At 73.8% G+C, this 13140-nt stretch carries 11 protein-coding genes; 5 read left to right on the forward strand and 6 right to left on the reverse strand.

What is annotated here, in order from left to right:
* Window positions 1–108: 108 nt before the first annotated feature.
* Window positions 109–1416 (forward strand): ATP-grasp domain-containing protein, encoded by a 1308-nt coding sequence (locus SXIM_RS12540; RefSeq protein WP_046724005.1) that lies wholly within the window; start codon window positions 109–111, stop codon window positions 1414–1416.
* A 9-nt stretch (window positions 1417–1425) separates the two neighbouring features.
* Here the strand turns inward: SXIM_RS12540 and SXIM_RS12545 are convergent, their stop codons facing one another.
* From SXIM_RS12545 to SXIM_RS12565, 5 genes are all read right to left on the reverse strand, one after another.
* The gene (locus SXIM_RS12545; RefSeq protein ID WP_148236106.1) at window positions 1426–1812 is read right to left on the reverse strand and encodes a hypothetical protein; all 387 of its coding nucleotides are present in this window, start codon (window positions 1810–1812) and stop codon (window positions 1426–1428) included.
* A gap of 419 nt (window positions 1813–2231) precedes the next feature.
* Window positions 2232–2993, reverse strand: coding sequence for an HpcH/HpaI aldolase family protein (locus tag SXIM_RS12550; RefSeq protein ID WP_030732223.1), 762 nt, complete (start codon window positions 2991–2993; stop codon window positions 2232–2234).
* Between the two features lie 75 nt (window positions 2994–3068).
* A complete protein-coding gene (locus SXIM_RS12555; protein WP_030732225.1) occupies window positions 3069–4019 on the reverse strand; it encodes an aldo/keto reductase in 951 nt (316 codons plus the stop codon).
* Between the two features lie 14 nt (window positions 4020–4033).
* Window positions 4034–4978 (reverse strand): phosphoglycerate dehydrogenase, encoded by a 945-nt coding sequence (locus SXIM_RS12560; RefSeq protein ID WP_030732226.1) that lies wholly within the window; start codon window positions 4976–4978, stop codon window positions 4034–4036.
* Between the two features lie 8 nt (window positions 4979–4986).
* Window positions 4987–6411, reverse strand: coding sequence for an Nramp family divalent metal transporter (locus SXIM_RS12565; protein ID WP_078635464.1), 1425 nt, complete (start codon window positions 6409–6411; stop codon window positions 4987–4989).
* An 84-nt stretch (window positions 6412–6495) separates the two neighbouring features.
* On the opposite strand from SXIM_RS12565, the gene SXIM_RS12570 reads away from it, so the two are divergent.
* The 3 genes from SXIM_RS12570 to SXIM_RS12580 are packed head-to-tail and all read left to right on the forward strand — an operon-like array spanning window position 6496 to window position 9658.
* Entirely contained in the window at window positions 6496–7815 is a 1320-nt protein-coding gene (locus tag SXIM_RS12570) for a four-carbon acid sugar kinase family protein (protein WP_078635466.1), read from the forward strand.
* Window positions 7812–8828, forward strand: a complete 1017-nt coding sequence (pdxA, locus tag SXIM_RS12575) for a 4-hydroxythreonine-4-phosphate dehydrogenase PdxA (protein ID WP_030732232.1) — start codon at window positions 7812–7814, stop codon at window positions 8826–8828. The genes SXIM_RS12570 and pdxA overlap by 4 nt, the downstream gene beginning before the upstream one ends.
* A 23-nt stretch (window positions 8829–8851) precedes the next feature.
* Window positions 8852–9658, forward strand: coding sequence for a DeoR/GlpR family DNA-binding transcription regulator (locus SXIM_RS12580; protein ID WP_030732235.1), 807 nt, complete (start codon window positions 8852–8854; stop codon window positions 9656–9658).
* Window positions 9659–9819: 161 nt separating this feature from the next.
* On the opposite strand, the gene SXIM_RS12585 is transcribed toward SXIM_RS12580, so the two are convergent.
* Window positions 9820–12033: an MMPL family transporter gene (locus SXIM_RS12585; protein ID WP_046724006.1), complete on the reverse strand. Its 2214-nt coding sequence runs from the start codon at window positions 12031–12033 to the stop codon at window positions 9820–9822.
* A gap of 247 nt (window positions 12034–12280) precedes the next feature.
* Here SXIM_RS12585 and SXIM_RS12590 point away from each other — a divergent pair, with 247 nt between their 5' ends.
* Window positions 12281–13012 (forward strand): TetR/AcrR family transcriptional regulator, encoded by a 732-nt coding sequence (locus SXIM_RS12590; RefSeq protein ID WP_046724007.1) that lies wholly within the window; start codon window positions 12281–12283, stop codon window positions 13010–13012.
* Window positions 13013–13140 lie beyond the last annotated feature (128 nt).

The raw sequence follows: 13140 nt of genomic DNA on the forward strand, positions 1-13140 counted from the left end.
AGGTGTTTGTCGCGGGAAGTTCCGGGACAGACCCGGGCGGTGGGCGCGGCGTGCCTACATTCGTGAGGCCGCTGACCGGGCGGGGACGGGAGAGGGGTGGCCGGACCGATGCGACAGACCGTCCTGGAGGGCGTACCGGCCGACACGGGGCTCGCCCTGCTGAGGGAACTCGTCGACGAGGCCGTCTGGCTGGACCGCTCCCCCTACCTCAGCCACGCCTTCGGGACCGAGGACACCGGGCGCTGGCTGCGGCCCGCCGTCCTCCCCCGGCAGACCGCGCGGGAGACGGCGGACCCCGTGGCCGGCGCAGGAACCGGCCGCCGGGTGGCCCTCGCCCCCGGCCCTGAACACGGCCCCCGGGCCGCCGAGTGGGCCCGGTCCCACGGGCACCGGCTGCTCTCCCCCGCCGCCGGCATCACCGCCACCGCCGGGGACAAGATCGACGCGCTGGCCCTGCTGGCCGAGGCCGGCGTCCCCGTGCCCGAACACGTCCTCGTCCCCGCCACCGGCCGCCGCGGCACCGCCGCGTACTGGCCCGCCCCCTGGAAACAGGCCGTCCTCCAGCGCCGCGAGAACACCCTGCGCGGCCGGGGCACCGTCCGCGTCACCAGCCGCCCCGAACTGACCCGGGCGCTGTGCGTGTGGGAGGGCCACCGCCTCAAACTCAGCCGGCTGGTGCCCGGTCTGCCGCTCACCGTCACGGGCTGCGCCGGAGGCGACCGCACCGTGGTCTCCGCCGTCTCCCACCAGTTGGTGGGGCTGCCGGAGCTGACCCCGCACTGGGGCACCCCGTGCGGCGGCCAGCTGGCCGGGCCCGCCGACCTGCCGCCGGGGGTGCACGCGGCGGCCCGGGACGCCGCGCACCGGGTCGGCGAGGTGCTGCGCGGGCGCGGCTACCGGGGCGTGTTCGGGCTCGACCTGGTCGCCGAGGACGGCCGGGTGCTGGCGGTGGAGATCAACCCCGGCTTCCAGACGGCGGTCTCCCTCACCCACGCCGCCGAGCGGGCCGCCGGACTGCTGCCCGTCCTGGGGCTGCACATCCTGGCCCAGCTGCTGCCCGCCCTGCCCGCCTCCCGCGCGGTGCACGGCGATCTCCCGCCGCTGAGCCAGATCCTGGTGCACGCGCGGCGCGCGGCCAGCCTCGGCCCGGACCTGCCGAGCCCCGGCCGGTACCGGCTGACGCCGCACGGCCCGCGCCCGCTCGCCGGCAGCCCGCCGGTGACGGAGCTGGCGCCGGGCGAGGCGCTGTGCTGGCCGCGCGTGGTGCGCGGGGACGGCCCGGTGCGTACCGGCGACGAACTCATGCTGGTGCAGTTCAACGCCCGCACGGTGCCGCTCGTCCCGCGCCCGCGGCTCAGTACGGCCGCCAGCGGCTGGGCGACGGCCATCAACCGGGCGCTGGGCGCGGGACGGTAGCGGGACGGCTCAGCCGGCGGGCGCCGGGGCCGGCACGAACCCCTCGTCGACCGGCGGCACGGACCCCTCGTCCACCGCCACCAGCTCGTCCTCCGGCGGACACGCCTCGGCGGCCTCCCCAGCCTCGGCGATCCCGTCCGCATCGGGCACCGGCGCGATCTCGGGGGCCGGTGCCGGCGCCTCGTCCCGCGGCGCCTCGGCGGGCTCGTCCACGGGCGCGGGCTCGGCCACGGGCGCGGGCTCGGCCGGCGCCTCGTCCAGGGCCTCCAGCTCGGGCGACGGCGCGGGCCTGTCGGCGGGCGAGGCCGAGGCCACGCCCCACCCGGCCACGGCCAGGGCTCCCCCGGCGGCGAGACCGACCAGCACCCGACGCATCCGCTGCTTGCGAACGTTCATCACACCACTCCAACCGAACCACGCGGCAGGGGCCGACTGCCCCTCGCACAAAGGAAGTACGGAGCGGAGCCGTGCCGGGTTGCACGGCCAAAGGCGCGTTCTTCCCTCCGGCGACCCACCCGCCGCCCGCCGACGACGCCGCGCTGACCCAACGCCGGTCCGGCCCGCCCCCCGACGGGCCGGTGCGCCGGCTTACGTGCCTACGTGATCCGGCGTCCAGAAACCTAGCGGCAGCCACTGACAATCGGCGGTGGCGCGAGGGGCCGGCCCAACCCGGACGAGATGCGGCAGGCCGCGCAGAACCATCGCTGTCCGCTCCGGCCGCGGTGGCACCGCGAGCCCTGCCGTGCGGGGATCATCCTGGACCGACCGCCCCGCCACCGGCCCCGTCACCAGCCCTCAGCCCCGCCCGCGTCCCGTCAACCGCGCGCCGCCGCCAAGTGCGCGGCCGCCGCCTGTTCCAGGTGGTTCAGGTCGCACGCCACCGTGGCGAAGCTGAAGCCCTGCGCCAGCCGGCGGGCCGCCGCCTCGCCCGAGGGGGTGTGGATGCCCGCCCCGATGCCCGCCGCCCGCGCCGCTTCGGCCACCACGGCGAGCGCCGCCTCGAATTCCTCGCTCACCGCCGGGTCGGTCGAGGTCGCCCCGCCCAGCGCGATCGTCAGGTCCGAGGGGCCGATGTACACCGCGTCGACCCCGTCGGTCGCGCAGATCTCCGTGACGTTGGCCAGTGCCTCCCGCGTCTCGACCATCACGATGCACGCCACCTCGCGGTCGGCCACCGCCGGGGCGGGGCCGATCCGCAGCATCGAGCGCATCGGCCCGTACGAGCGCACCCCGTGCGGCGGGTACCGGCAGGCGCTGACGGCCGCCGCCGCCTGCTCCGCCGTGTTGACCATCGGGACGATGACGCCGCGTGCGCCCGCGTCCAGCGACTGCCCGATCCAGAACGGGTCGTTCGCCGGCACCCGTACCATGCCGGCCGCCGTCCCGCGCGCGTCGATGGCGGTCAGTGAGCCGAGGATGCCTTTGTAGTCGAGCAGCCCGTGCTGCGCGTCCACGCACACGTAGTCCCAGCCCTGCCCGGCGATCCGCTCGGTGCCGACGGGGTTGTCCAGGACCACCCAGTAGCCGGTCATCGGCTCGCGGGCGCGTATCCGGGCGGCGAAGTTCTCCACGGTCATCAGGGGTCCGTTCCTCTCGGGGTCAGCGGCTCAGGGGTCGGCCGGTCAGGCGTCGGCCGGTCAGGGGTCGGCCGGTCAGCGGTGGTACGCGGGGGCCGGGCCGCGCAAGGTCTGCCACACGGCGTCGATGCGGTCGAGGGCCTCGGCCGGCAGCGGGCCGCGCCTGGCAGCCGTGATGTTGGCGCGCAGGTGGCCGAGCGTGGAGGAGCCGACGAGGACCCCGTTCACCAGCGGCCGGTCCATCAGCCAGCGCAGCGCCAGTTCGGGCAGCGGGACGCCGAGACCGTCCGCGACCACCGTCAGTTCGGTGACGGCGGCGAACAACTGGCGGTCCCAGTAGCGCTCGCGGTACATCGCCGCCAGCCGCGAGTCCCCGAACCGGCCGTGCTCCGGCGGCTCCTCGAACCGGTGCCGCCCGGTCAGCAGCCCGCCGCCCAGCGGGTTGTACACGATGGTGGAGATCCCGGCCGAGGCCGCGTACTCCGCGTACTCCTCCTCGACGCGCCGCGCGATGAGGTTGTACAGCGACTGCGAGACCGCCGGGACCGGGGCGCCGCGCAGCCGTGCCTCGGCGCGCAGTTCGGCGATGCGCCAGGCGGGGTAGTTGGAGACACCGACCTCCCGGATGAGCCCCTCCGCCGCCAGTGCGGCGAGGGTGTCCAGGGTCTCGACGATCTCCGTGTCCCGGTCCGGCTGGTGCAGGTAGAAGAGGTCGAGGCGGTCGGTGCGCAGCCGCCGCAGGCTGCCCTCGACGCTGCGGCGCAGCGCGCCGGCCGACAGCGGGGCGGCGCCGGCGGCGTCCTCGTGCGGCATGCCCGCCTTGGAGGCGATCCGGAACCGGTCGCGGCGCCCGCCGCCCGCCAGCAGTTCGCCCAGGATCTCCTCGCAGGCGCCGCCCGCGTACACGTTGGCGGTGTCCAGCATGGTGATGCCGGCTTCCTCGGCGAGGTCGAGCATGGCGGCGGCGCCGGCCGCGTCGACGGTGTCGCCGAAGGTCATGGTGCCGAGTACCAGTTCAGCGGACATAAGCGGGGCTCCTTCTAGTGAACGGGGTGGGCGGGGTCCTCGCCGCGCAGGACGCGGACGACATCGGCGGCCACCGTGGTGCCCATGGCCTCGTTCGCCTGGTGGCTGAAGGCGCCGCAGTGCGGGGTGAGGACGGTGTTCGGGGCGGTGACGAGCGGGTTGCCCGCCGGTCCGGGCGGTTCGGTGGTGTAGACGTCCAGGCCGGCGCCCGCCAGGTGGCCGCTGTGCAGCAGTTCGGCGAGCGCCGTCTCGTCGATGAGCCCGCCGCGGGCCGTGTTGATGACGTACGCGCCGGGGCGCAGGGCCGTGAGCGCCGCGCGGTCCAGGACGGGGTGGCCGTCGGCGGGCATCGGCAGGTGCAGGGTGACGATGTCGGCTGCGGCGAGCAGACCGGGCAGGTCGATGAGGGCCTCGCCGGTGGGCAGATAGGGGTCGTACGCCAGGACGCGCATGTCGAAGCCGCGCGCCCGGCGGGCGACGGCCTGGCCGATGCGCCCGTAGCCGATGATGCCCAGGGTGCGGCCGGCCAGTTCGGGGCCGAAGTACCGTCCCCAGCCGCCGGAGGTCACCGAGGTGTGGCCGGGCACGATCTGCCGCACGGTGGCCAGCAGCAGCGCGAAGGTCAGATCGGCGACCGCGCCGGTGTTGGTGCCGGGCGCGTTGACGACCCGGATGCCGCGGCCGCGGGCCGCCGCGAGGTCGATGTTGTCGGTGCCGACGCCGTGTTTGGCGATCACGCGCAGTCGGGGGGCCGCGTCCAGGACCCGTGCCGTGACCGGGTCGAGCCCGGTGATCAGCGCGCGGGCGCCGGTGTCCCGCAGCTGTTCCGCCAGTTGTTCCCCGGTCAGCGGGTGGGCGTACGGCGGGACGTGGGTGGTCACACCCGCCCGGGCCAGGGTTTCCCAGGGCCGCCGGGAGTGCTGGCCGAAGCTGGGGGTGGTGATGAGAGCGGTGGACATGAGGGGGATCAGCCTCCGATGCCGAGGCCGAGGACCTCAAGGATGGAGTAGACGCCGAGCGCGCCGATGGCGACGCTGCTCAGCACGAGCGCGGTGGTGAGCTTCCTGCTGCGGCGGAAGCGGTGCGGGACGTCCTGGTATCGCAGTGTCCAGGCGGCGATGACGACGGCCACCAGGAAGATCCCCCCGGCGATGCCGCCGATCTGCACCATCAGCACGGGGGACTGGATCCACAGGTACGAGGCGCCCCACAGCGGCGGCAGCGCGACGGTGAGGGCGCGGACGGTGCGGCGCCGGACCCTGGGGTCGTTCCAGTCGATGACACCGAGCAGCCCGAGGGTGTTGGTCCACAGCCGCGGGACGCTGGCGGTCGACCCGATGAGGGTGGAGTAGAGCACCGCGATCGCGCCGACGAGGAAGAAGTAGTGCGACCACTCGCCGAGCGTATCGGTGTAAAGACGGGAAAGGGTGGTGATCATCTCGTTGCCCTTGGGCACGAGGTCCTGCGGGTGCAGGATGGCGGCGCCGATGATGTAGAAGGACAGCGTGCACACGGTGCACACGCCCCAGGCGATCAGCGCGTCGATGCGCATCACCCGGATCCAGCCCTCGGCGCGCCGCGCCCGCTCCTCGGTGCCGTCGTCGGGGCCGGTCCAGCGGGCGTAACCCTTCTCCAGGCACCAGTAGGTGTAGGTGGTCATCTCGTCGGCGCCCACGCCGGTGATGCCGAACATGGCGACGGCGAAGCCGAGCGAGCCGGCCGGGATGGCGAACGACAGGCCGCCCAGGAGGTCGGAGCCACTGTAGGAGAAGCCGGAGCCGGGCAGGCTGAGCGCGAGGCCGACGGTGATGAGGGTGAACAGCACGACGGCGATGAACGCGGCGCGCTCCACGAGCCCGTACCGCCCGGAATACATCAGGGCCACGGCGGAGACGACGACGATGACGGTCCACACGGTCAGCGACGTGGTGCCCAGCGCCTCGCCGCCGATGGGGAACAGGATGCTGAACGCCGCCGCGGTGCCCCCGATGATGCCGCCGCGTTGCAGCATCTTGGCGAAGTCCATCAGGATCCACAGCCAGTTGATCGCGCCGACCCGGCCGATCCTCGGACCGACCTGCGCGTAGCCGGCGAGTGCGGTGCGGCCGGTGAGGATCGTCCAGCGGGCGAGTTCGATCTGCACCCAGACCTTCACCAGGGCGCTGATGATCACCAGCCAGAGCAGGGCGAAGCCGGCCTGCGCGCCGAGGGCGGTGGTGGTGATCAGCTCGCCGGAGCCGACGACGGCGGCGGAGAGGATCATGCCGGGGCCCAGGCGGCGCAGGGTGCCGCGCAGGCTGGTCGGCGCTTCCTGGACATCGGCCGGGTCGAGCCGGTACGGATCGTCCACTTCCGGTTCCCGGGCCCGTTGTGCTGTCTCCACCGTCTTCATCGTCGGCTTCCTTTCCTTTGCGCGTTGCGAGCGAAACCGTGACACGATTGCGCGCAACGCGCAAGAGTCGGTACGGTTGCGACTATGCAATATCGCGAGACTTTGCTGGTCGCTGACGATCTCAGCGGTGCCGCCGACAGCGGCATCGCCTTCGCACTGCGCGGAATGCGCAGCGAGATCTTGCTGCGCGCGGCGGAGCACGCGGACGGGACGGAGCACGCGGACGCCGCGTGGCCGACGGCGCGGGTGCTGGCCACCGACACCGACAGCCGTTACACCGACCCCGCCACCGCCGGGCGCCGGGTGGCGGACGTGCTGTGCCGGTTCGGTGCGGGCCGGCGGTTGTTCAAAAAACTCGACTCCACCCTGCGCGGCAACCCGGCCGCCGAACTGGAGGCGCTGCGCGCGTACGCGCCGGCCGCCGGCGGGGTGCTCATCTGCGCGCCCGCCTCACCGCGGACCGGGCGCACCGTCCGGGACGGGGTGGTGCACGTCCACGATGTGCCGCTGCACGCCACCGACGCCTGGGGCGCCGAACGCACCGGCCCGCCCCGCTCGGTGGCCCAGGCGCTGGCCCCGCTGCCGGTCACCGCGATCCCGCTGACCGAAGTGCGCGGGCCGCGCGCCCGGCTGACCGCCCGCCTCGCCGAGTGCGGTGCGCGCGGGCGACTGGCGGTGTGCGACGCGGAGTCGGACGCCGACCTGCGCGCCGTCGCCGCCGCCGGTCTCGCCCTGCCCGGGACCGCCCGCTGGGCCGGCGCGGCCGGACTGGCCCACGCCCTGGCCCACACGCTGGCCCACCTCGAAACCCGCGCCGATCCCCTGGCCCACAGCGAGGCCCACACCACCTCCGCCCACCGGCCCGGCGCACCGCTGCCCCCGGGGCACCCCGCCGGACCCCGCTCTCCCGCCGGCCCGGTGCTGGCCGTGATCGGCAGCGCCCACGGCGTCTCCGGACGCCAGGCGGACGCGCTCGCCGCGCACCTGCCACACACCCTCACGCTCCCGGTCTCCGCCGTCCTGGGCGACCCTCCCGGTCCGCTCGCGAGCCGTCTGCTCGCCCTGCTGCGCACCGGCGACACCCTGCTGCGCCTGGACCCGGACGCGCCCGTGGACACGGCCGTCGCCCGGGATCTCGTCGGCCGGCTGGGACGCATCGCCGCCCCGGCCGCCTCCGCCGCCGGAACCCTGATCCTCACCGGCGGCGAAACGGCGCGCGCCGTCCTCACCCACTCCGGCGTGCACGCCCTCGAACTGCTCGCCGAACCCGCCCCGTCCGTCGTCCTCGCCCGGACCCGTGAACCGGTTCCGCGTCATGTCATCACCAAGGCGGGCGGCTTCGGCGCACCGGACACCCTCAGCCGCATCGTGGCCACCATCAACAGCCCGGAGGAAAAGCCATGACCGCCCCCCTGCCCCTCGTCGCCGTCACCATGGGCGACGGCGCCGGCGTCGGCCCCGAGATCATCGTGCGCGGACTGTCCGAGCCCGAGATCCACACCCTGTGCCGTCCCGTCGTCATCGGCGACGCCGCCCGGCTGGCCGAAGCCGCCCGGATCTGCGGGCTCGCCGACGCGGTCACCGTGCGCACCGTCGCCTCGCCCGCCGACGCCGACCCCTCCCCCGGCGTCATCGACGTCATCGACCTCGGACTCCTCCCCGTCGGCCTGCCCTTCGGCACGCTCTCCCCGCTCGCCGGCGAAGCCGCCTACCGCTACGTCGAACGCGCCGCCGCCCTCGCCGTCACCGGCGAGGTCCAGGCCATCTGCACCGCCCCCCTCAACAAGGAGGCACTGCACGCCGCCGGCCACCGCTTCCCCGGCCACACCGAACTCCTCGCCCACCTCACGGGGGTCGGGGAGGTGTCGATGATGCTGGCCACCGAGAAGGTCAAGGTCATCCACGTCACCACCCACATCGGGCTGATCGACGCCATCGAGCGCATCGACCCGGGCCTGGTGGAGCGCACCGTACGGCGCGGCCACCGCACCATCGTCGACTCCGGAGTCCCCAACCCCCGGATCGCGGTGTGCGGCATCAACCCGCACGCCGGCGAGAACGGCCTGTTCGGGCGCGGCGAGGAGGGCGAGAAGATCGTCCCGGCCATCGAGGCGCTGCGCGCGGACGGCATCGACGCCCGGGGGCCGCTTCCGGCCGACACGGTATTCTTTGTCGCCGGACGCGGCGACTACGACCTGGTGGTGGCGATGTATCACGATCAGGGGCACGGGCCGGTGAAGATCCTCGGCCTGGAGGCCGGGGTCAACATCACCGTCGGCCTCCCGGTGATCCGTACGTCCGTCGACCACGGCACGGCCTTCGACATCGCGGGCACCGGCACCGCCGACGCGGGCAGCATCGTCGAGGCGCTGCGGCAGGCCGCCCGGCTGGCCCCGGCGCCCTCCACCGCGAGCTGAGCGAAACGGACGGACACATCGACATGGCGGAGACCGACCAGCACACCTTTGGCCGCCCGCGCCCGCGTGCCGCGGAACGGCGGGAGCTGATCGTCCGTACGGTCTCCGCCGACGGCACCGTGACCGTCGAGGAACTGGCCCGCACCCTCGGCGTCACCCCGTCCACCATCCGCCGCGACCTGGCGCTGCTGACCGAACGCGGCACCATCGCCCGCACCTACGGCGGCGCCATCACCGCCGAGCACGTACCGGAGCAGTCGCTGGGCCAGCGCGCGTCGCTGGCCGTGGCGCAGAAGGGACGGATCGCCGCCTGGGCGGCCGGCCGGGTCGCCGCCGGTGACACGGTGATACTGGACGGCGGCACCACCACCGGTCTGCTGGCCCGGCAGCTGCGCGCCCACACCGAACTCACCGTCGTCACCAATTCCCTGACGGCGCTCGGCGAGCTGAACGAGGTGCCGGGCGTCGAGGTGATCTCCCTCGGCGGGCAGCTTCGCCAGGTCAGCCAGGCGTTCGTCGGGCCGCTGACCGAACTGTCACTGTCCCGGCTGAGCGCCGACAAGGTGTTCCTCGGCGCGGACGGCATCGACGCGGCGCGCGGCATCTGCGAGGCGAGTTTCCAGCAGACGGCGCTCAAGGAGCTGATGGCGGAGCGCTCCACGGAGGTGTACATCCTGGCGGACAGCAGCAAACTGGGGCAGGCACCGTTCACCGCCTGGGCTCCGGGCCCGCTGCGCCGCCCCTGGACCCTGGTCACCGACTCCGCCGCCACCCCCGACCAGCTCGCCCCCTTCCACGACCTGCCCACAGCCACCGTCATCACGGTCTGACCCCACGCGGCGCGGGCCGGGCCGGGGTTGTCGGGGAACGGACGGCCCGTGCGCGGGAGGGCGTCCGGCCGCACATCCTCGGACGGGCCCGCCGGCCTGAACGCGTCCGCCCCCGGTACGGCGGGGACGGACGTCCGGCGGACCCGGGGCCGTTGAGCGGGTCAGACCCCGGCCGTCTCCTTCACCGCCGGGGCCGGCTCCGGAGCGGTGCCGCCCTCGCGCAGGCCGATCCGGGCGTGGATCGCGCGCAGCGGGCCCGGCGCGTACCAGTTCCAGCGGCCCAGCAGGCGCATCGAGGCCGGTACCAGCACGCCGCGCACCACCACGGCGTCCAGCAGGATCGCCAGCCCGCTGCCCAGGCCGAACATCTGCATGAAGCTGATCTGCGAGGTGCCGAAGGCGAAGAAGCTCACCGCGAGCAGCAGGGCCGCGGCCGTGACGATGCGGCCGGTGTGCCCGAGGCCGTCGGCGACGGCCGTCTCGTTGTCCGCGCCGGCGTCGTGGAGTTCCCTGATCCGGCTGGTGATGAACACCTCGTAGTCCATCGACAGGCCGAAGGCGATGCAGAACATCAGCACCGTCATGGCGACTTCCATCGGCTGCGGGGTGAAGCCGAGCGGCGAGGACAGGTTGCCGTCCTGGAAGATCCAGGTCATCACGCCGAGGGTGGCGCCCAGGGTGAGCATGTTGAGGACCAGGGCGCGCAGCGGCTGCACGACGCTGCCGGTGAACAGGAACAGCAGGATGAAGGTGGTGACGGCGATCAGGCCCAGGGCGAGCGGGATCCGTTCGCCGATGGAGTCCTTGGCGTCGATGAGGGACGCGTCCGAGCCGCCGACCAGCGGCTGGGACCCGTCGGGGCCGTTCACCGCGCGGACCTCCCTGACCAGGTCCTGCGCGGCGTCGGACGCCGGGGCCAGCCCGCTCACCAGGGTGATCCGTTCCGCGTCGGGCCGGCCGAGGGCGGGGTTGCCGGGGGCCGTGGCCGCGGGCTCCCCCTCGGTGAAGGTGCCCGCGCTGGTCTCGACCCGGACGACGCCGGGCAGCGCGGACAGTTCGACCGCGTACGCGGCCAGTTCGTCCCGGCCGACGCCCCGGTCGATGACGACGTGCACGGCGGCGTCGTCGTTGCCGTCGAAGTCGTTCCGCAGCGCCTCGGAGACCTGACGGCTCTCGGCACCGGTGGGCAGCACCCGCTCGTCGGGGACGCCGAAGGTGATGCCGAGCAGCGGGGCCGTGGCCGCCACCAGCACCGCGAGGACCGGCAGCGCGGTGAGCACCGGGCGGCGCATGACGGTACGGGCCAGCCGCCCCCACAGCGAGCCGCCCGCGTCGCGGACCCCCGCCTTCGCCCAGGGCATCCGGCCCTTGTTCACCCGGTGCCCCAGGACCATGAACAGCGCCGGCATGACGAACAGGGTGCTGACGGCGGCGATGACCACGACCCCGACACCGGCGTACCCGATCGACCGCAGGAAGTACTGCGGGAAGACCAGCAGGGTGCCCAGCGCCGCCGCCACCGTCGCGGCGGAGAACGCGACGGTCCGGCCCGCCGTGGCGACCGTCTGCCGCACGGCGTCCTCGACCCGGGTCCCGGCCGCGAGCTGCTCGCGGAACCGGCTGGTCATCAGCAGCGCGTAGTCGACACCAAGTCCCAGGCCCAGCGCGGTGGTCAGGTTGGTCGCGGAGATCGACACCTCGGTGATCGAGCCGAGGACCGCCAGCTGCGCGAACGTTCCGGCGATGGCGATGATCACGATGACCAGCGGCAGCAGGGCCGCGACGACGCTGCCGAAGACGACCAGGAGCAGCAGGAGCACCAGCGGAACGGCGATGATCTCGGCCAGGATGAGGTCGTCGACCACCTGCGTGGACATGTCGGAGTCCACGGCGGCGGCGCCCCCGGCACGTACGGTCAGCGTGCCGTCGTACGTGCCGGTGTAGGTGTCGATGACGGCGTCGGTGTTCTCCTGGAGCTCCATCTCGTCGCCCGCCACATGGACGAGGACGATGGCGCCCCTGCCGTCCCGCGAGCGCAGGTCCGGGCTGCCGGTGTCCCAGTAGGAGACGATGTTGGCGAGGTGCTCCTCCGCGCGCAGTTCGGCCAGCAGCGCCTCGCCGCTCTCCCTGGCGGCCGGGTCGTCGACCCCGTCCGGGGCGCCGACCAGCAGGATCAGATTGGTGCCCCCGCCGAATTTCTCCTCGATGAGCTCCCCGGCCCGGGTGGAGGAGGACGCCGGGTCGTCGAACCCGCCGCCCCGCAGTTTCTCGAATGCGCCGCCGCCCACGGCGCCCATCATGAGCACCGCCACGAAGGCGGCGATGAGGACGAGCCGGGGCCGGCGGATCGCCAGCTCGGCCATACGGTCAAACACGTACGTTCTCCTTGGAAGCGCGCAGGGTGAAACGGGCTGGTGAAACGGGATGCGGCAGCGGGGTGACTTGCCTGGAAGCCGACAGGGTGCTCCGCGGAGGCACTTCGCCCTGATCACAGGCGGGTGCGGTGACGCACTCCTCGTCGCCGGCTCGACGTTAGTGAGCCGGACACGGATGCGGGAGTGTCAGATTTGCCTGACACCCCCGCACGTTTGTCAGCCGGTGGGAGCGGCATAGGGTCGCCGCATGCCCGCAGACGACGACGCGCAGCCCCCGCTCTCCCTGCGCGAGAGGCGGCGGGCCACCGCCACCCGGGAAATCCTGGAGACCGCCGAGCGCCAGGTCATCCGGAAGGGGCCGGAAGGTCTGTCCCTGCGCGGGATCGCCCGCGACCTCCGGATGAGCGTGCAGTCGCTCTACCACTACTTCCCCCACCGGAACGCCCTGATCACCGGGCTCATCACCAAGACCTACGACGACCTGGGCGACGCCGTGCGGGCCGGCGTCGACTCCGTGCCGGAGGGCGAGGTCGTGGCCCGCGTGCTGGCCGGTATCGAGGCGTACCGGCGGTGGTCCCTCACCCACCCCGAGCTCTTCCAACTGCTGTACGGGACACCGCTGCGCGACTACTCGGCGCCACCGGAGGGGCCCACCACCCAGGCGGTGCGCCGGATCAGCGCGATCTTCGAGCACGAACTGTTCGGCGGCTTCACCCCGGAACAGCTCGCCGCGGCCGACGTCCCGCCCCTGTCACCCGAACTCCGCGCCCATCTGAACCTTCTGGGCGCGGGCGTCCTGCCGACCCCCGCGACATCGCTGCTGCTCAGCATGTGGGGACACATGCACGGGCTCATCGTCCTGGAGGTGTTCGGCCACACCGCGTTCGTGGGGCCCGAGCACCAGGCGGAGATCTTCCGCATGTCGATGCACACCATGGTGGAGGACACCTACCGCCGCATCGCCTCTCCCGGGGGCTGAGCCGGCGCGGCCGGGATCGCGCGCTGCCCCCGGTCACGGGCCGCGGCGTGCCGGCGGACGGAGAACGGCGGTGCGGCGGCCGGCCCCACCCGAGGTGCGCGGTGCGAACGGAGAACGCGCCGGCCGCG

It is taken from the genome of Streptomyces xiamenensis, from assembly GCF_000993785.3.
GTDB classification, from domain to species: Bacteria; Actinomycetota; Actinomycetes; order Streptomycetales; family Streptomycetaceae; genus Streptomyces; species Streptomyces xiamenensis.